The organism is Chitinophaga sp. HK235 (genome assembly GCF_018255755.1).
In the GTDB taxonomy this organism is placed as follows: domain Bacteria; phylum Bacteroidota; class Bacteroidia; order Chitinophagales; family Chitinophagaceae; genus Chitinophaga.
The window spans coordinates 1,862,217-1,883,658 of the sequence record NZ_CP073766.1; the positions used below are offsets into that span (position 1 = coordinate 1,862,217).

Here is a 21,442-nt window from a genome sequence, read left to right on the forward strand (position 1 = left end):
AATTATTTAGATGAATTTTTTTTCCTGCTGATACATTGGTCAAGCTCCATCACCGACGGATTCAGAAAAATGTCTTCCAGCGTCAGTTCTGTACCAAACTCTTTCAGCAGCAATCCCATCAATCGGATGGCCCTGATAGAATGTCCACCCGCCTCAAAGAAGTTGGCATTTGGGCTCAGCTTGTCTGTTTCCAATACCTGCAGGAAAATCCGAAGGACCTTTTCCTGCCCTGATGTGAGGTCCGTTTCCATTTCCTCGTTGCCGGAAGGCAGGACTGACAATAGTTCAGTTTTATTATTCTTACCTGATTCCAGCATGGGTATTTTATCCACCATTACGATTCTTGCGGGAATCATGTAGGAAGGCAGCAGCTGTTGCAGTCTTCTTCGTACATTCAATGGGGTTAGATTAGGCAGGTCAGGGGCAGTAAGACTGCTTGAATGGTCGATCCATACACAGGGGTCATAATAGGTAGCCCTGTCGCAGGTCAGATCAACCTGTACAGCCTGGAGGGTATCTTTGAGGAAGTAGCTGCCATCGTTTTCAAATACGACTCCGGTCCATCCTTCCCATTGTACCAGTGAGCCATCCACATGCTGGGACTTTTCAGAGGTAGCAATAATTGTCCCGCCAATGGATTCGTGTAGCCGGATCCACTTATCTTCGCTCCTTCCCTGTATATCCCGCAGGGACGCATAGGTCTCAATCGGCACCTCCTGTTTGTTCAGCTTATCAATTGGGCGTAAAGCCACGAGCAGGTGTTTGAAGCCTTCCCTGGAGGCCAGCTTTTTGAATCCGTCGATAATGTGCCGGCTCACGCCTCCGGCCCAGGAGAATGATTTGGAAGAAACGCCTGCAAGGATTACCAGTGTATCCGGTTTTTCTCCCGTACCATCATACATGACACCTTTTTCAAGGGCATCATCCCAACCACAGGGCAGGTCGGCAATCAACCCATTCCAGCGAATGGGTACTGCATTTCCGACACCGGCAATGGTGCCTTGTTCATCCGTAATTACCAGTTGAAGCTCAGGAAATAGCTGATAAAGTTTATGCCAGCAATTTTTAATAACAGTTGCTCCTTTAAAATATTCCGGCCAGGCACCAGTATGAAGTGCATCCGCATATTTCTTTAATTCCGGTCGCTGAGCCAGGGTATACATATACAATGCATTGTCTTTTCTTGCTGAAAGGACTGTGCAGGCGTCATCGAGCTGTATTGCGGTGGTCAGCATTTCGCCGGCATTCCCCGAGGCGGTTACTATTGCAGCGGCATTATGTACGCCAGGTATTTTCAGCAATGCCGTTTCTACTTCATCCAGTTCTATTCTGTTACCATTCAGTTTTACCTGGTTATCCATTCTGCCCAGTATTACCAGGTTTCCATCTGATAATAGAACTCCTTTGTCACCGGTGCGATACAACCGGTCTCCCAATCCATCCCCAAATGGATTTGAGATGAAGGCACTATCAGTCTGTATCGTATTTCCATAGTAACCTTTGGCCAGACCCAACGAGGAGATCATTACCTCGCCGGCAATGTTTGGAGCACAAATGTTCATATGGCGGTCGACGATATAAATGGCTGTATTTGCAACCGGCCTTCCTACAGGCATAATATCAGATGAGGTCCTTTGGGAGCAGTTGTAACTGGCAGCATCGATGGTTATTTCAGTTGGGCCGTAATGATTAAACAGTCCGCACCTGAATACGTTAAAAAATCTGTCGCGCAGAGCCGTGGTCAGTATAGCGCCGCCACAAACCACATACCTGAGTGAGGCCGGGTATTCAAAAATGCCGGTAGCTGCAGCTGTAACAAATTCATCCAGGAGCAGTGGAACAAACTGTATAAAGGTAACGCGATTCCTGTTAATGCATTCTCCCAGCAGCTGGATATTCCGGCTTCCGGTATCCAATACAATGATACGGGCACCGGAAAGCAATGGCAGGAATATTTCCAGCATTACTGCATCAAAAACAAGAGATGTATGGAATAATACACTATCCTCATTTGTTAGCTTATACTGCTGCTGGGTAGATAGCATAATATTAAGAAGTCCTTGATGCCTTACCTCAATGGCTTTGGGAATGCCAGTACTACCTGAAGTGAATATGATATAAACAACATCATTATCATTCCATGATACAGTATCAAACTCGGGATTCATGCCCGCCAGTTCCGGCCATTTCTGAGAGGAATTACTGTATTTATCGGATAACAGCGCCAGCACTTCTGCTGAGAGTATGTTTTCATCGTAAAAAACATCTGCCAGTTCTACAGTCTCCATTATCACATTAATGCGGTTGGCGGGATATTCCTTACTGAGTGGAATCAAAGTAGCCCCTGCTTTCATGATACCCATAACAACACCAATCATTTCAAAAGACGGCTGTAATAAAACACCTACCTTGTCACCTTTTCCTATTCTTTTGCGCTGCAGGTAGCTGGCCACTTTTCCTGAGAAATGCTGTATATCTTCAAACGAATATTCGGTTGTTCCCTGTACTAATGCGCACCGCGTTCTGTGGCGTGCCATGTTATCAGTAATCAGATCTGTCAGTGACACGTCCGGCAATGTAAGGTTCTCTCCCATGGCCACTACTGGCGTTTCCTCCAGCAGAAAAGATTTCAGGTATCCGGATGGTGTCTTCAATACCTGTTTCAGCAGTGTCAAATACCATCTCAGAAAATTATTGGCTGTTTCTTCCAGGAAAAGATCCGTGTTGTAACGGATGGACAATTTCATGTAATCAGCGGTATGGTCCAGCTGCATAGTGAAGTCAAACACGGAGGTATCTTCTTCAAACAGTTGCACATTTTCCGGCTCGTACATCTTTACCTCCACCCCGTCAAACTGATAAGCCAGTTTTTCAAAAGAGGTCTCATCATGCTGAACGCCGAAAAAGACAGATATGAATCTTGATTTGGAGAAATCACCGGTATGTTTCAACAGTTCCAGTACCTTGTTGAAAGGATACGAATGATGATCATATGCTTCCAGTGACACTTCCCTTACCTGATCGAGCAACTGCTGAAAGGTAGCACTGTCATCTACCCGGCTTCGGATCGGTATCGCAGAGGCAAATAGTCCGACTATGGATTCAAGTGATGCATGCTCCCTGTTAAATATCGGTGTACCGACCACGATGTCATTCTGACCCGTTATTCTGAACAGCATCAGCTTCAGTACAGAAAGCAATAAAATCTGGAGGGTAGTATTATTAGCTTCATGAAACCGGGTTAATTCTTTTCTTGTATCATCATCAATGAGCTGGTATATTGTCCGGCCATTGAATGTCTGTTTGACGGAGCGTGGGAAATCCAGCGGAAGTTCAAGTGGAAGTGGGAGTACTTCAAACTTCTGCAACCAGTATACCTTATGATGATCCAGGCTTCCATCGCTCAATCGCGCATGCATCCACTCTGACCAGTCAAAATAATTTACAGCCAGTGGTTGCAGTTCCGGTTGAGATCCATTTTGCAATTGATTATATAACTGTTGAAGCTCTCTGAAAAATATGAATGTAGAAAGCTGATCCCAGATGATATGATTGATCTCAAAGACAAATATATGCTGCTCCTTTTCTATCCGGATCAGCTTAAACGTAGCAACCGGGGCTTTGGACAGGTCAAGTGGTTTTTTGTATACTTCACCAAGGATTTTCTCCAGCGAAGATTTCCAGTTGCCGGAGCCGGAGATATCAATCAGGAAGTCATCCATGGAGATATTCAGTTCATCCAGGATTGAAACATGCGGCTTTCCGATTATTTCGAGAAATGCGGCACGGAAAATTTCATGTCTGTTAATCAGTATATTCAGCGCCTGTAATAAATGGGACGTATTAACAGCTCCTTTCATCTCAAGTACCATTCCCACATTGTAAAATGTGCTTTTCGGATTTAACCGCAGCATATACCATTCGGGATACTGTACCGGAGAAATTTCATAATACTCCTTAAGGGCCTTTACCGGAATATCTCCGGTTTCGTCAGTACGCAGGAGCGAGCCTTCTTTCTGCCGGATAACACCAGCCAGGTTCCTGATAGTCGGGTTTTCGAATATATCCAGTAATACCAGGTCTGCCTTGAAGTGTTTTTTTATTCTACTCATTACCTGGATCGCTGCAACCGAATGTCCTCCGAGTCGGAAGAAGTTGTCCGTAACCCCCAGCCTCTCAAGCGATAGTGCTTCTTTCCAGATATTCAGTAGTACCTCTTCTTCCCGTGTTTGCGGAAGTTCGGCGCCTTCTGACTGGAATTCCAGTTCCGCCAGCGCCTTTCTATCAATCTTTCCATTTGTTGTCAATGGAAATTTGGATAGCACATGTATGTTGGTTGGCAGCATGTACTCCGGCAGATACAAAGAGAGTTCCGTCTGAATCTGATCTACATCCGTATCTGCAGTATCAGAGACTGTAATATACCCACAGAGGTATTTATGTCCCTGTATGGTTGTGTGATCAATAACTACGGCTTCTTTAACAACTGATATTTTCAGCAGTGCATTTTCTATTTCACCCGGTTCGATCCGGTATCCTCTTATCTTCAGCTGAAAATCCTTTCTACCCCAAAAGTCCAGTTGTCCGTCATTACGATATGAGCCCAGATCTCCCGTCCGATACATTCTCCGCGTTGTTTTGGAAAAAGGGTCCTGCAGAAATACTTCGGCTGTTTTTTCAGGGTTATTGATGTATCCTCTGCACACACCTATTCCAGCCACAAGAATTTCTCCTTTCACACCAACGGGGCAAATATTCATATACTCATCTACCACATATATAGACATATTCTGAACAGGCCGGCCAATGGGGATAACCTGATCTTCCGGAGGAGCTATCAGGAGACAATGTGTAATATCATCTGATGCTTCCGTAGGCCCGTATGCGTTAACAACAGGCACTCCGGGATTGCTGGCAAACCATCGGCTGGCAAGCTTATGAGGAAATGCCTCTCCTGTTGCCAGCAAGTAGGTCAGATGAGGAAATTCAACCATTCGTTGTTCCTGGGTATCACATATCAGCGAAAGATAGGATGGAACAACTTCAAGAATGGAGATCCGATCTTCGACTACCTGGTTAACAAATTCATTGATATCCAGATTGGTTTCTGTTGGATAAATCACCGTACATCCGCCAGTCACAATCGAAACAAAGAACTGCCAGACAGAAATATCGAAAGTATGAGAAGCATTCTGCGCTACAATACTTTCTGATGTCAATGCCAGATCATTTATCTTGGCGAACATGTGGTTCATCATTCCGGCATGCTCCACCATTACTCCTTTGGGCTTCCCGGTAGAGCCGGAGGTATAAATGATATAGGCAAGGTCCTCTGTTGCAGCACCGATCTGCGGGTTTTCTGCAAACATGTTTTCCAGCGTGTCCGCCACTTTATCCATACAAATGACCGTTCCCCCGGACAGGTCAAATGGTTCGATCATAAAGTCCGACCGGGTAATAAGCACCCGGCTTCCAGCGTCAGAAAGTATATCAACGATACGTGTATGCGGATACGTAGTATCCAGCGGGATGTATGAAACACCACATTTCCACAAAGCAAGAATCACCTGCATCATTTCAATGGAACGCGGCAACATCAGTCCTACAGGAGCTGATCTATCTTCCAGCAATGGCTTAAGAAAAGCTGCGATTTTGTTTACCTCTTCGTTCAGTTCGGTATAGCTCAGCATAACCCCATTACATGATACGGCCCTATTTTGTGGGATGCTGGCAGCATGATGTTCGAGATAATGGGGAATAAGTCTGTCTGCCGGAAATATTGTCTTTCGTCCCTCAAACTGATGAATCAGTTGCTGCTGATCTTCGGCTGGCAGCAGCCGGATGGTTTTAAATGGCTGATTCACATCCGCCAGCAGTTGTGCCGAAACGTTTTCCCAGCAACGAAGTAGCTGCCTGCACATATATTCAGGATAGGCCTCCGGACAAAATACCAGTCTGAATTTCAGTTTATCGGCCTGTTTAGAGAGAATTATCTGTATTTCATTACCCGGCTCATCGGAAAGAGCAATATCATGGATATTATCCATGGAGATGGTAATGTTTGTTGCCGGACTTAAATGAGGCGAAGCAAGACTATCCAGTATATTTTTCAGTGGGTAATCCTGGTTATCATATGCTTCGATGACGGTTTTACCGCATACCATCAGCAATTCCCGGAATGTGGCTGGTACGGAAAGATCATCAAAAAGGAGCAGGTTCCTGTTAAAAGTTTCCTCACTGGCCTTCAGTCTGTTGACCGGTGATGATACCGTGATATGTGGCTGCCCGAGAAACCTCGACAGCAGGATTTTCCAACTGGCGACCATCACGATGTAACATGTCAGGTCAGCATTGTTTGAGAGTTTTATTATCTTCTCCTGAAGGCTTTCGGAGATATCCCATTCCAGTTCTTCTGTGGAGGTTGCTGACAGCAGGTTATTTCCATAAATGGAAATGCGTACGGGTTGTTCAACAGCAGCAAGCTTTTTTAACCAATATTCTTTCTGGTTCAGAAATTTATTGGAAAATAACAGCATTTCTTTATCAAAGGTATTTGTCATCATGGGGTATCAGAATTTGAACATTTCATTTAACTGGGCATCTGCATTCATGTCGGACATAGGTACCGCTTCCTGCACTTCAGTTTCTCCTGCCCAGGCTTCTTTCATTTTTTTCAATACACTCACATCTGCTTCCTCTTTTTGCGGATTAATCAGCTTATCACGCACCCCTTCATTGAATGCTGCTATAAACTGTTTTAGCTGCGGTAATGTCTTTCCCCTGTGGAGAAGATGTAAAAGGTTATCAAAATCAAAGTTGTATTGTGGTAACCAAAGCGAGTTTTTAATGGACAGAAAATTCTGATCTACGATATCACAGGCTGTTTTGGCATCCATTGTTTCGTGGCTCCATTCAAAACTTTCACCTTTTATTTTGTATTTGTCTTTTTGTTTCCAGATGGGCGTGATGGGTTCAAAATACCATTGCTGGGTACGATAAAAGTCCATCTCAGTTTCCTCAATAAAATCAACCGTTTCTCTGACTGTCTCCTCTGTCTCTCCCGGGAAACCGATAATAAAGGAACCGAAAGTAGCAATGTCATATTTCTTCAGCAGCTCGATTCCTCTTCTATAGTGTTCAGCTGTAGCAGCCTTGTCCATATTTTTCAGGATACGGTTACTGCCTGATTCGATACCGAGAAACACCCCTTCGCAACCACTTTCCTTCATCAACTTCATCGTTTCATCGTCTGCAAACTGGCATCGATAGTAGGAATGCCACTTGAAGTCGAATCCGTGGCGGATCTTTTCCTTTAACAGTGTTTTAAAACGTTCTTTGGGAATATTGAAAGTATCGTCCACAAAGTGTACGCTTTTCAATGATGGTATTTTTGCGAGCAACTTCAGCTCTTCTATAATTGGTGCAACGTCTGTTGTCTGGTAGTCACCAGCATGTGCAGGAAAGCCACAGAAGGAACATTTATAAGGACATGAGATCGCAGTCCGAACAGCTACATGTTCATGAATCCGATGTGAAAAAAGGTCCCAGTTAACGGTATTATCCACCAGTTTATTATCTTCTTTCTTCTCTGATGTAGACAGATATTCACCTCCACTTTTATAATAGGTATTGTTCAGATTTGCGGGTGAACTGTTTTCGCGGAGTGTATTTAATATATTCACAAGCGTTAGCTCTCCCTGTGAACTGTTCACATAAAAATCTGCGCCTATACTTTTGAACAGATAATTTACGAAAGTGCTGTCCTGTGTTCTGATTTGAGTAGATATGAACGGACCACCAACAATCACTTTCACCTTATTACTATATTTCCTGACAAATTCCATGATCTCCATGATAGGAAATACAGAAACATACAATGTTGTAATGATAGCCACAGTCCGGATTCGGTCAGCTTTGAGCAGATCAGCAAAATAGTCTTTCTCATCCTGGAACGAATTAACATAGTCGAATGTAAACCCACGCCGATGCAAATAGGTACCCAGATACCCAATAGCATTACTATGGGTTTCCAGCATGTTAAACGGCCTGAATGTTGTATGTCCGGGTGTTGAAGCGCCTACAATATTGATAACATCAGATATAGGCAATATTTTTTTATTGATGGTCAGAATACTTTTGCTAAGATCCCGGTAAGCACCTGAATCCGTACCCATCTTGCGAAGATTACTTTCATAACCGGAAAAGGGCATTTCGTTATGACCTACAAGAAAACAGTCAATCATGTTATTCATATGTCAGAAAAGTTAAATTGGAGTCCAGATAAAAAAGGGCTTGTATCATCAATTGAATTAGGTGTAGTACTTGCATAGGAAATATCTGTCTTAACATTATCCACCGCCACGATCGACATATCTTCAATCAACAGATCTTCATTGGTAAATAATTGAGTTAACAGATGCTGGTAAAACAATGAAAAACGTATTACAGTCTGTTCAAAAAACAGTTCATTGTTATACTGAAAATCAAAACAGAGTTTACCATTTATTTCTTCAACAGTCAGAATAAGATCAAAAACGACAGAGCGGTGTTTACGCTGGTAGGGGCTAATGGTAAAGCCGGTAGGTTCTGCTATTTCCTCATCAAAATTGTACATCTCAAAAAGCACATCGAAAAGGGGATTTCTTGCGTCACGCTGGACGCCGAGTTCGGCAACGAGTTTATCAAACTGATATTCCTGGTTCTCGAGTGCAGCCGCCATAGATGCGGTAACTTCCCGGATAAAATCATGAACATTTTTAATCCGGGAGGGCCCATTACGTATCGCGAGTGTATTCACAAACATACCTATTCCGTTTTCCAGCTCTTCATGAACTCTGCCAGAGGTAACAGTCCCAATAACGATATCGTCCTGACCCGACAGTTTTGACATGAGTATAAAATAGGCACTGAGTAATACGTTGAACAGCGTTGTTCCACTGGTAGCTGACAACTTTCTTAATTTTTCTGTAAGCTCCTCTCCTACTTCAAAACAATAACTATCACCGGAAAACCGCTGTATATTTCCACGTTGTTTATCAAGCGGCAGCTGTAGCGGCATTACGGGCACCTTAAACTGTTCGAGCCAATATCTTCGCTGCTGCTGTACTGATTCCCCCTCAAAATGTCTGTTCTGCCAGACTGAAAAATCCTTATACTGTACGTTAATGGATGGAAGTGTATGCATTTCACCTTTGGAAGCAGCGGTATAAAGATGCAGGAGTTCCTGGATGAAAAGTCCCATCGACCAGCCATCAGTAATGATATGATGCATGACGTAACAGATGGCAAAACTATCATGATGCAGCTGGGCAACACTTGCCCTTATCAGGCCACCGGATGTAAGATCAAAGGGTGTTTCCACCAACTGCCCGATCCATTCATCCAGCAATTTTTCTTTATCCGGACGATCCCGCCAATCCTGGATTCCCAGCTGAAAACCAACCTCGCCGGGTGACAGAATTTTCTGTACCGGGATATCTTCATTCAATACGAATGCCGTGCGTAAAGATTCATGACGTTCAATAATATGCAGGAAAGCCGATTGCAATATGCCCGTATCAAGTGCTCCATTAAGCATAAATGTTGCCGGCATATTATAGGCGATGGCATTCTGTTCAAGCTGGCATACAATCCACAGTCTCTGCTGTGCGGCAGACATGGCATAATATTCCTGCGGAGGAGCAGCAGGTATGTGAGTGGTGTTACGGGTCGTTCTGTTGTTTTTCCTGTCTTCCAGAAACCCTGCAAATTCGCTGATAGTAGGATATTTTATCAGGTCTTTGAATTCAAGTTCTACGCCTGTAATTTTCTCCAGTCTGTTCAGCATCCGGAGCCCCAGTAGCGAATGCCCACCTGCTTTCAGAAAATTCGTATCCAGTTGCAGGTGCTCCAGTTTGAGGATATTTTTCCAGACAGCCGCCACAACATTCTGTATGGCTGTCCATTCAGCATTTATGATGGCAGGTATTACTTCAACAGCCGGTTCTTCATTTATATTTATCTCCGTTGTTGCGATCGGTGGCGCCTGTAGTTTTTCTTCAATAAGAAAATAAGGGTTGGTACCAATGGATGCGGGGCTTACATTGGATACAATATAGTTTGGCCTATTACCCTTTATTGCCAGTTCCAGCAGATATAATCCGTCGGTGGTGAGGATAGACTGTGCCAGTTCGGAGGCAGATGGCCGGTTGTTCGAATAAAAACGGCTCCACATACCGGTTTCTCTCCAGGATGGCCAATTCACCGATACAACACGAAATGTTTCATTATTCAATTTATTCGCCAGTGCATCCATATAGATGTTGGCAGCACCATAGTTTGACATCCGGGCCGCTGGTAGCAGTGCGTTATCCGAGGAAAACAGGAACATGAATTCCAGTTGGGCACCAACAGCCTTCAGAATATGATTGGTGCCGTGCACTTTTGGATACAGTGTTTCCCTGAATGTTTCCAGGCTATGGTGCCTGATTCGCATGGTGCCGGGGAGTCCCGCCGCATGAAAAACACCCGAAGGATTTTTACCAAAGAATGTACGGGCTTTGTCAACCGCTGTGTTCACCGCTGTTTCCGAGGAAAGATCAGCAGTCAGGTAAAGAATACGGGAGCCTGCTTTTTCCAGCTCCAGCCATTTTGTTATCACTTCATGATAAACAGACGACCTGTCTTCGGCTATTGCCTGCCAGTGCTCTCTTTCAGGGATATCTTTTCTGCCGGTAACTAAAATGTTCAGCGGAAATTTTCTTCCTAACCAACATACCACCTCCAGACCAACGCCACTATTTCCCCCGGTCACCCAATACAGTTCATCTTTTCTGATAAACACCGGTGCATCTTCCCGTCCGGGCGCAATTTCTCCCTGTTTTACCAATGGTGTATATCTTTGACGATTACGCCAACCAGTTACCTGATAAGGGTCTTCTATAGAAATTTCTTCTACCAGGTCAATAGCCACAGCATGAAGGTTCACGAGATCATCCCTGTGAAGGTCTACCGTTCTTACATTACAAAGCGGATATTCCTGAGGAAGATATATCGTAAAACCATGTATGGCCGCATATTCAGGTACTACCAGGTTCTGATCTCCTGGCAATATACACCGGCCATTTACAGTGACGGAGATGAATTGAACACTGTTTTTATGAAGGATATCTGAAAATGCATTAACAAAGAAAAACTGCGCATACAATCCCATTTCCAGCAGGCCTTCAGTAGTCCGTTGTCCGATGGCAGCACAGGCGCCGAGATGATAGACCGCTAGCACCTTAAGTTTCCTTGATTCCACTTCCTGTAACAGTTTCCGGTAATCATCCTGCTCATTCATGCTGATGAAGACATGGTCTTCACCATCCACCGAAAAACATGCTCCATTATCGATTAGAATATAGCTACGGTTTTCCGCCTTAAAAATTGCAGCCAATGCATTTCCAATTCCTTCCCCATCATTAAAGATGAGCACAACGCCATCGGGCTTACGGATATGTATTGTTCTTTCTTCCGCAGCTTTCCAGTGAAGTTCATACAGATTATTATGCAAGTGCCTGCTGTCCTGGTTTTCCAGCCAGCAGCGAATGGGATCAAAGCTGTATCCGTGAATGGGGATTTTTCTGACGTTCGACGGATAAAAAGCTGACCAGTCAGGCGTAATACCAGTAAGGTAACAGTGACGCACCAACGCCAAAAAAGATGTAATACTGCAGGGACTATCGAGTGTCTGTATCCTTGGGTGTACTTCTTTGGCACAGAGCTCCCTGAGTATCCTGGTGATACATCCTTCCGGACCTAATTCAACCACCACCGTATTTGTATGAAATTTTGTTTCAACAAATTTCCTTAGAGATGCCTGCAGATCAGATTTTTCCGGTAAAGGACCCGTAAGTATTTCAAAGGCTTTTCCCAGGTCGATCTTACCGGAAATTAATTCTGTCACAACTTTACCTGTCCCATAACCCATAATTTTCCTGGAAGCAATTCCCGCCCTGTCCATCACTTTATAAAGACAGTATTGAAAAAGAAACCTGTTTATCACGGGGCTTTGAGATTCATGCCCAATAATTTCCCTGCATTTCTCCAGCTGCTCTTCAAATATTGGATAAACACTGGCATATAAATCAATGGTTGTGGTATCTATTTCGTAATCATCTGAAAAAACAAACCAATGCTCCGGTTCTCCTTCCGGTTCATAAAACTGTTTTTCCTGGAGTATTTCTATCTGCGATAGCAAATCATCAGTATGATGTGCGATGATGGCCGTTCTGTAGGGGAAATGTTTTCTCCCATGCCCTAGTGTATAGGCGACATTACCGAGGTCGGGCTCAGATGCTGCGAGCAACTGCTGCAGAATTGACTGTAAATTTCTGTTCACCCCTTTAGCCGTCATGGACGAGACAGGTACGATCATTGGGGATGCTATTTTCTGCTGTGTATCCACAGGAATGAACTCTTCCAGGACCACATGGCAGTTAGTCCCGATAAAACCAAAAGCGCTGACACCGGCACGTCTTGGGTTATTATCGGAAGTATCCCAATATCGCAGCTTCGTGTTCACGTAAACGGCAGAAGCAGGAAAGTCTATAAACTGATTTGGAGCATTGAAGTGTATGGAAGGGAATAGCTGTTTTGAATGAATGGCAAGCGCCGCTTTTATGAGTCCTACTATTCCCGCTGCGGCGTCTGTATGCCCGATGTTTGTTTTAACGGAAGAAATAGCGCAGGTATTTTTCCGTTGGGTATATACTGCAAAAGCATTGGATATTGCTTCCACCTCAATAGGGTCACCCAGTGAAGTGCCTGTTCCATGTGCTTCGATATAACCGATAGTTTCAGGATGTATACCAGCTTTCTTCCATGCAGATAAGATAAGTTCCGCCTGGGCCAGGCTGCTTGGGGCGGTTAAAGAGCTTGAACGTTGCGCATCCTGATTAACCGCTGCGCCTTTTATAACGGCATATATGTGGTCCTTGTCAGCGATAGCCTTGTCCAGCGGCTTTAACAGTATCGCCGCTACGGCTTCGCCATTACCAATTCCGTCTACTCCTGCTGCAAAAGCCTTGCATTTGCCATCGGCAGAAAGCAGTCCGACATCTTCCTGCTTATCACTTTCTTCATTGGGGAATAGAATAATATTAGCTCCACCTACCAGTGACATTTCAGACTCTCCAGCCAGGATATCGTTGCAAGCCATATAAACAGCCAGCAATGATGAAGCACAGGCACCGTCTATCATGATCGCGTTCCCTGTAAAATTGAAAAAGCGGGCTACCCGACCCGCGGTAGCAGCATTGAAGCAGCCAGTCAGAAGGGTTGGATCGAATGCTGTAGCAAGCTTATAATATTGCTGATTCGTATCTCCCATGTATACAGATATACGTTTCCCACTCAGGTCGTCCGGATTAAAGCCGGCATTACTGATGGTCTCATAGGCGACTTCCATCATCAGCCGCTGGTGCGGGTCCATGTACGTCGCTTCGTGCATGGAAATGCCGAAGAATTTGTGATCAAACCTGTCGATATTTTCCATATAACCAGTTACCTGGTATCTCTTCGACCGGGACAGTGAAGTGTCTGCAATTCGTACCGTTGAAAGTTCACGGACCAGATCACTCCCTGCACACAGGTGGTGATAGAACTCCGACAAGTTGCCGGCATCCGGGAATCGTCCGCCCATTCCTATTATTGCGATATCTCTATTCATGATTACACGTAAGAAATTTATAAAAGTGGAACGCTCAGGCACCTGCTAACAGGCTGGCAGATTGCTGGCTATCTCCATTTCCCTGCTACATTCGGATGATGAAAGTCCTTTTGCAAGCAACATCCCCCGTAACAGGTCCAGCGCCTCCTGTTTCATATCGACAGTTAACCGCTCCATACCATATTTGTCACCCAACGTCACCAGTTGCGTCCAGGGATGTTGAAGTATGGGACCATCCTGCTGGCATTTGTTTTCTACTGATGCAGCTATGGCCAGGCACCGGTCTATCAGCACACGCCCTGTAATAGCACGGCTGTTATAGCGACGTTTCAGGTCATCAAGATCTTCTTCCATATCCATAGCATAACTTTTTACTCCTGGTGAAATAGAACGCAGCAGGTTTTTAAGTACCATTTGTGGTCCGGCTTCAATCATCAGATCAACACCGCATCCTACCAGATACTCCATACTTTCCTTCCATCTTACTGCTTTTACAAACTGGTTCATCAGCGTACGTCTGACCATATCACCTGCTTCATACGGCCTGCCAGATACAGTGGCTATTACCGGCCAGTCGAAACCAGATACAGGGCATGCATCCAGTGCAGCCGACATCTCGTCCCTGCCTGCTGCCATCAGTTCACAATGAGAGGCATAGTCGGTAAACAGGTAGTTGGTTTCAGCGCCAGCCTCCTCCGTCATTCTGACAAAGTGAGCAACATTTTCCCGGGAGCCCGCAACCACCTGCTGCCTGAAGTGATTACTAATAGCGTGATAAACCGTATATCCGGCAACGTTACACGCCGCAACCAGCTGGCGAAAAACCGGAAGGTCAATATTTTTTACAGCAGCCATGCAACTACCGGTTGATGCACCAATCTCCTTTAACAGCCGGGTTCTTACCTGCACAAGACTGATGGCCGATTTAAAATCAAAAACCCCTGCACAGGTTAAAGCAGCATATTCACCAACACTATGGCCACAACCATAGGACGGCACTATTCCCAAATTACTCGTCAATACTCTGTACGAAGCCACACTGCAGGTCAGTATCGCCAGTTGCGAATAGATCACATCATCCAGTGTTTCCTGAGGCCCCTCCCAACACAGCTTTTTCAGGTCAAAACCGATGATATCAGCAGCTTCTTCAAAAGTCGCTGATGCCACAGGATACTCCTGGCATAAAGACCTGCCCATACCTATATACTGGGTACCTGTCCCGGGAAATAGTAATGCCACTTTTCTGCTTGTATTCATATCAATCTATCATAAGGATTAGTCAATGTTCTATAGCTCAAACTCTTCAAAAACATCCGCCCTGTCTGATTCTTCCAGGTTAAGTCGTTCGGACAGTATAGTACAGATCTGTTGTACGGTTCCATATACAAATAACTCGCTGATGGAAAGTGCCCCTGGATAAGCATTAGACAGCAGTTTAAACAGACGGATCACTTTGAGCGAATTCCCTCCCAGCTCAAAGAAATTATCGGTGATACTGATGTTGTCTATCCCGAGAATTTCCACCCACATTTCCATAACGGATCTCTCGAGATCATTACGAGGTCTTTCGACAGCCTCTCCTGATCTTCTCTTTATCTGAAATCCGGGAGTCGGCAACGCATTCCTGTCAAGCTTGCCACTTGCATTCAGTGGGAAACTATCCATGTGAATAAATACTGCCGGAATCATATAGGGAGGTAACACAGCATGCAGATACTGCCGTAATTGAGTGTTATCATACATTGCAGGTGCCACATAATATGCTGCGATATATTTATCTCCGTCCGGGGTATCTTTGGCAATAACAAATACCTCTGAAATATTACCGTAGCCGGCAAGTACTTTTTCAACTTCACCTAACTCTACACGATTCCCTCTGATCTGAACCTGGTCATCAACCCTTCCCAGAAATTTCAGGTTACCATCATATTGCCACTCTCCTATATCTCCGGTCCGATATAATATTTCACCTTCAACAAAAGGATGGGGAACAAATTTTTCCAACGTTAATTCCGGTCTGTTCAGGTATCCTTTCGCAAGACCTGCACCACCAATAAAGATCTCCCCTTTCACACCCATCGGGGTCAGTTGCATATGCCTGTCCAGAATCAGGATCGACCGATTATACATGGGCCTTCCAATCAGGCTGGCAGTAGCGATATCCTCCACTTTATACCAGGTCGCTGACACGGTGCTTTCTGTTGGTCCATACAGATTATGTATAGCCATGCTTTTCAACCTTGTGATATATCCGGGCTTGAGTTCTTCCCCGGCACTAATGATGTGCTGGACGGAAGACAATCTTTCCGGAAAATCATTCAGCTCATTTATAACAAGAGGTGAGGCACTGAGTAAGGTCACGCCATGTTTTTCAATCAGCTTTAACAGGCCGTCAATATCTGCACCGCCCTCCCTGCTAACCACCAGTTTCCCTCCGGCACAGAGCACCGGATAAATTTCTTCCACGGAAGTATCAAAGGCAAGTGATGCCTGTTGTAATACCGCATGTGTTGGATTAAGAGAAAAATATTTTATGATGGAACATGTATAGTCAGTCAGGGAAAGATGACTGATGGGAATACCCTTTGGTTTGCCGGTAGATCCAGACGTATACATGATGTAAGCGATATCCGTTAAGGATATCCTGTCAAAAATCATTTCAGCAGTAGTAGAGGAAAGCACCTCCATTACAGCAGGATATATAATAAGAGGGAAAGAAGGATCATTAATGCGGTCACTTTTATCTGTAATAATAACTGCTGCCGCTGCATCGTGTAACATATAGGTAATTCTGCCCTCGGGATAGCTGGTATCAACCGGCATGTAGACTGCTCCCGCTTTCATTATTGCCAACATGGATACCACTGCTGCTATGGAGCGATCCATCAGAATAGCCACCACACTACCAGGAATTATTCCCGCCTCATCCCGCAGATAAGCTGCCAGCCTGCCTGCCCGATCGGCCAGTTCCCGATAGGTAATACTTTCATCTTCATTTACAATGGCTATACTATCCGGGAAAACCGATACCTGTTCTTCCAGAAGTTCCACGACAGTCTTCTCCGGGTGTATTACACGGGTCTCATTTACTGTATTGACCAGCCATTCCTTTTCGTCCTCAGGCAGATATTCCAGTTGAGAAACAGCCAGGTCCGGCCGTTGAAGTACCGCTTCCATCAATTTTTCCAGATGAACATGCATCCTATCAATACGATCGGAAGTAAAAAGCTCCGTCCGGTATTCAATATTCATGATGAGTCCATCCCCAACTTTCTGAAAAATAAAAGAAAGATCATGTTCACTTCTGTCAACATCATGCAATTCCTCCATGACTTCCAATTTCCGAATGGCAGGCAATTCTACTATGTCTGTGTAGTTCTGTAATATTACAGATACATTAAAAAGCGGATGCTCATTTCGCCGGGAGCCATACTTTTCTTCTACAATGGTATCGATAGGTGCCAGCTGATATGCAAATGCCTCCATGATGGTCTGTATGGTTTCCTGTAGCAGGCTATCAAAATCTTTTTGTGCATCAACCTGTAATACCAGTGGTAGCGTGTTGACAAACATCCCGGGAAGATCTTCCATTTCCTGCAAGGGCCTTCCTGCGTGGACCGTTCCCAAAATCATCTGTTCTGCATCACAATAACGATGTAGCAATAGCGCCACTATAGATAACAGGCCGGCAAACCTTGTCGCTTTACTATGGTGGAGATAGTTATCCCATGCGGTTATCAGGGAGTTATCAAGTCTGAATTGTGCTGTTCTTCCGGCAGGCAGTGCGTTCGGGAGCCGCTGTACCTGCACAGGTAAATTCAGTACGGGAATTTCATCCGGAAGTTTGTTTCTCCAGTATGCAATGGCTGAGGACAGATGGTTTCCTGTCAGTAAACGCTGATACCAGTCTGAAAAATCCCTATAATGATAAGTGGGTGTAACAATAGTATCTCCCTCATAAAGGGTAATCAGAGACCTGAAAAGCAGTTGAATGGACCAGCCATCTGTAATAACATGATGAATGACCAGACAGACCCTGAACATGTTACCTTCGAGCTGACATACCTGAAGAGAGGAAAGAGGACCATACTTCAGATCAAAGTGTTTTACTGCTGCAGTCCGGAAAAGTTCATCACATGTTGCACTGCTGTTTTCCACCTCTCTCAGATCTGTATATGCAAATGCTGTTTTCCAAACATCCGGAGCGTGCACAATCTGTACGGTATTTCCATCAATCATATCTACTGTGGTCCGTAGCACCTCATATATCTCCGCCAGTTTTTCCCATGCCTGCGCCAGGCGATTAACGTCAAGGTCACCACGGATCAGGAAAACATTGGTGACATTGAAGATATTGCTACCTTCCAGCTCACATTGCATCCATATACGCTTTTGACCTGGCGACATAAGATAACTGTCTGCTTTATCTGTCCGTATCATTTGTGGCAGCGCACTTCCAATACCGGAAGCTATGTGATCAGACAATTCCTGAATTGTAGGATACTGCCATATTGTAACCAGATTCAGATCCAGATTAAATTTCCTGTTCACTCTCGACAATAGCCTTGTGATGGTTATACTGGTACCGCCGGAAACAAAGAGATTATCTGCAATTCCAATTGGAGTACCAGGTACGAGATACTCCCATAACTCAAGCAACTGCTGATCAAGTGGATTTCTGGGAACAATCCTTATCCGGGATTTCTCCTGCTCTTCCAATCCCGCCTGCAACCTCTTTTTATCTATTTTACCATTTTTAGTAAGTGGTAATGCATCCAGTTGCTGAAAAATAGTAGGGACCATGAACGCAGGTAATTTCTCCTGCAGAAATGCCCGTAGGCCCGACATAGTTATATGATCATTTGCTACATAGCAGGTAGCCAGACTTCGGCCATCACCATCATCATAACCTAACACTACAACTCCTGTTATTCCATCATACTGCTGGATTACATTTTCAATTTCACCACACTCAATACGGAAGCCACGTATTTTCACCTGTTCATCCAGCCTGCCTTTGTATTCCAGGCTACCATCCTTTGTCCACCTCCCAACATCTCCTGTTTTATAAATCTTTCCATCTACGCCGAAAGGATTATCACTAAAGCGTTCCAGCGTAATGTCCGGACGATTATGATAACCGTCAGCAACACCGGCCCCACCAATATATATTTCCCCTAATGTGCCCTCTGGGAGAAGATTTCTGTCTTTATCAAGAATATATATATGCGTATTGCTTATCGGGAAACCAATATTTACCTTCCGGGTATATCGATCCGTTTTTAATGATGTGGAATACGTACAGGTTTCTGAAGGCCCATATAAATTAAACACATGTTGTACTTGCGGGCATTTCTCATATATTTTCTGAACAAGTTCTGCCTTTAGTTCTTCACCTGCGAGATTAACGGTTCTTACGGTAGGTGGTATAGCACCTTCCTCCAGCAGATGCCGGATGGCAGATGGAACCGTATTAATAATAGTTACATCCAACTGTTTATCCGAAGGGGCTAACAATGACAGCGCATTCTTAACTATCACCACCTGATGACCACAGGTCAGTGGAAAGAAAATTTCAAATACTGACAGATCAAAACATATCGATGTAGATGCCAGCATGACTTCCCGATGACCGGTATCAAATGTTTTGCGCGCCCATGATAGCAGGTTAAAAACATTCTCATGCCTGATTCTCACGCCTTTGGGTTTACCACTTGACCCCGAAGTGTAGATGATATATGCTGGCTGATGAATGGAGATCTCTGGTATGACCGTAATATCCGTATCCCAGGCTAAACTTTCCAAAATATCATCCAGTATAATCTTCTTTCCTGTATAGGCACCGAGCTCCTCAGAAAACATCTGTTCCGTCAACAGAAAGCGCGCCTGGCTATCCTGCAGGTAATACATATTTCTTTCTTCAGGATATTCAGTATCCAATGGAACATAAGCGCCACCGGCCTTCAGCACACCCAACATGCCAATCACCATGTTAATTGACCTGGCAGCAAAAATCCCAACCAGCTCACCAGACTGAAGCCCGTTTGTAATCAGATGTGCGGCAAGCAGCGCTGATCGCATACTAAGTTCGCTGTAAGTAATGGAATCGTCGCCACTTGACAGGGCTATTTGATCAGGTGTTATGTCTGCCTGTTTATCAATCATTACACCAATACAGGAAGGATCCTGCGCCGGGGTGATTTCCGGATTCAGCACCTGTAATAATCTGTGCTGTTCTGACGCTTCCAGAAAGTTGGCACTGGTAATGACTGTTTCAGGATTTGCTGCCAGCCCACTCAACAAGCACTGAAAATGCTGTAGCATTTTTACTATCGTCTCCCTGCAGAATACTTTATTATTATATTCCACACCAAGTTCCAGTGTATCCTGTTTTTCTACAAAAACAAAGGACAAGTCAAATTTACTGGTAGTTACAGGTAGTGGATAGGTAGTAATCTCCAATCCATGGATGGCAGGCAGATGTTCATAAAAATCATTCTCCTGTCTGTAAACAACCAGTACATTAAAAAGGGGACCATTTACACCGGAATGTTCCAGGAGATGGTGAAGCGGATAAAACTGATGATCGTAAGCTTCCGTAATATCCTGTTTTACTGACCCCAGGAATTTTCTGAAAGAGATATTTTCATGAATGGCTGTACTGATGGGCAAAGTATTGGCAAAAAGCCCGATTACACCATCCAGATCTGTATGTACTCTTGAAGCAGCCGGGATTCCCAATACCAGCTGCTCTTCTCCGGTGTACCTATATAGCAGCGCATTGACAGCAGCAAACAATCCTATGAAGGTACTGACTTCCGTTTTGATGCACAATGATCTGAAACCGGCAAAATTCTCTGCGGGCAAAGTACCTGTCTCCATGCTGCCGGTATAACTTTTTATACCTGATGGCACCACATCATATGGTAGTGGTAACAATGGAGAGGCATTTGAGATCCGCTTTTGCCAGTAGTTGCGCTGCTTTACTCCATCTGGTGAATTCAGCATTGATTGCTGCCACAGCACAAAATCGCCGTATCTAACGCCAGCTGCGGCAACAGGATTTTCATCTCCTGAAACAAAGGCATTGTATCGTTCCAGCAGTTCTTTTGTAAAGATACCCAGAGACCATCCATCACTTATAAGGTGATGCATATTCAGGAAGTAAATGTTCCGGTCTTCCGACAGATGGAGAATTGTTACCCTGAAAAGCGGGCCGTGGAAAAGGTCGAATGGCTCTTCAGCAAGTTGGATCAACAGTTGACGGATCTGTTCCTCTGTGAAATCGGAGCAATGATAGACTTCTATGGTGCTATTGATTCGGGAGGAATGATAAACAGTCTGAACTGGCAGTTCGCCATTCATAAAGAAAACAGTACGGAGGCTATCATGTTGCTGCACAACAGTATTGAGTGCCTTTTGCAATATAGCAAGAGAGAACGCTCCTTGCAGCAGATAGGCTACCGGCATATTGTATGCGCTCATTCCATCCCTGCTTCCTACGGTTGGCCAAAGCGCCATCTGATTTTCCGACAACGGGAAGTATTCACCAAGATCAGCTCTTTCTATGCGTGTAGCAGGTTTCAGCTTATTCATCCAGGTGATAATTTCCTGCTTCATTGCCTTCACCTCCGCCAGTAGATCCAACGGGATTTCCACTCCCGCGGGCGGAACTAATTTCAGTGTATCATCCTGAACGGACAACTGTATTTTGAGTGACTTTAGTCTGGCTATTATGCTGGTCGCTGTCAT

5 protein-coding genes are annotated in these 21,442 nt (G+C 44.6%); all 5 read right to left on the minus strand.

Going from position 1 to position 21,442, the window contains the following annotated elements; translation table 11 throughout:
• Window positions 1-2 precede the first annotated feature (2 nt).
• Genes KD145_RS05900 through KD145_RS05920 form a run of 5 tightly spaced genes read right to left on the minus strand, consistent with a single transcriptional unit; the run spans window position 3 to window position 21,442 of the window.
• Window positions 3-6,563 (minus strand): non-ribosomal peptide synthetase, encoded by a 6,561-nt coding sequence (locus tag KD145_RS05900; RefSeq protein WP_212004981.1) that lies wholly within the window; start codon window positions 6,561-6,563, stop codon window positions 3-5.
• A 6-nt stretch (window positions 6,564-6,569) separates the two neighbouring features.
• Entirely contained in the window at window positions 6,570-8,252 is a 1,683-nt protein-coding gene (locus KD145_RS05905) for a PhpK family radical SAM P-methyltransferase (RefSeq protein WP_212004982.1), read from the minus strand.
• A complete protein-coding gene (locus tag KD145_RS05910) occupies window positions 8,249-13,690 on the minus strand; it encodes a condensation domain-containing protein (RefSeq protein ID WP_212004983.1) in 5,442 nt (1,813 codons plus the stop codon). The genes KD145_RS05905 and KD145_RS05910 overlap by 4 nt, the downstream gene beginning before the upstream one ends.
• Window positions 13,691-13,735: 45 nt before the next feature.
• Window positions 13,736-14,947 (minus strand): ACP S-malonyltransferase, encoded by a 1,212-nt coding sequence (locus KD145_RS05915; RefSeq protein WP_212004984.1) that lies wholly within the window; start codon window positions 14,945-14,947, stop codon window positions 13,736-13,738.
• 30 nt (window positions 14,948-14,977) lie between these two features.
• Entirely contained in the window at window positions 14,978-21,442 is a 6,465-nt protein-coding gene (locus KD145_RS05920; RefSeq protein ID WP_212004985.1) for a non-ribosomal peptide synthetase, read from the minus strand.

Bases quoted from the DNA above. Each gene is read 5' to 3' on its own strand.
- KD145_RS05905 (WP_212004982.1), bottom strand. From the start codon at position 8,252: ATGAATAACATGATTGACTGTTTTCTTGTAGGTCATAACGAAATGCCC.
- KD145_RS05910 (WP_212004983.1), bottom strand. From the start codon at position 13,690: ATGAATAGAGATATCGCAATAATAGGAATGGGCGGACGATTCCCGGAT.
- KD145_RS05915 (WP_212004984.1), bottom strand. From the start codon at position 14,947: ATGAATACAAGCAGAAAAGTGGCATTACTATTTCCCGGGACAGGTACC.
- KD145_RS05900 (WP_212004981.1), bottom strand. From the start codon at position 6,563: ATGATGACAAATACCTTTGATAAAGAAATGCTGTTATTTTCCAATAAA.
- KD145_RS05920 (WP_212004985.1), bottom strand. From the start codon at position 21,442: ATGACAGCGACCAGCATAATAGCCAGACTAAAGTCACTCAAAATACAG.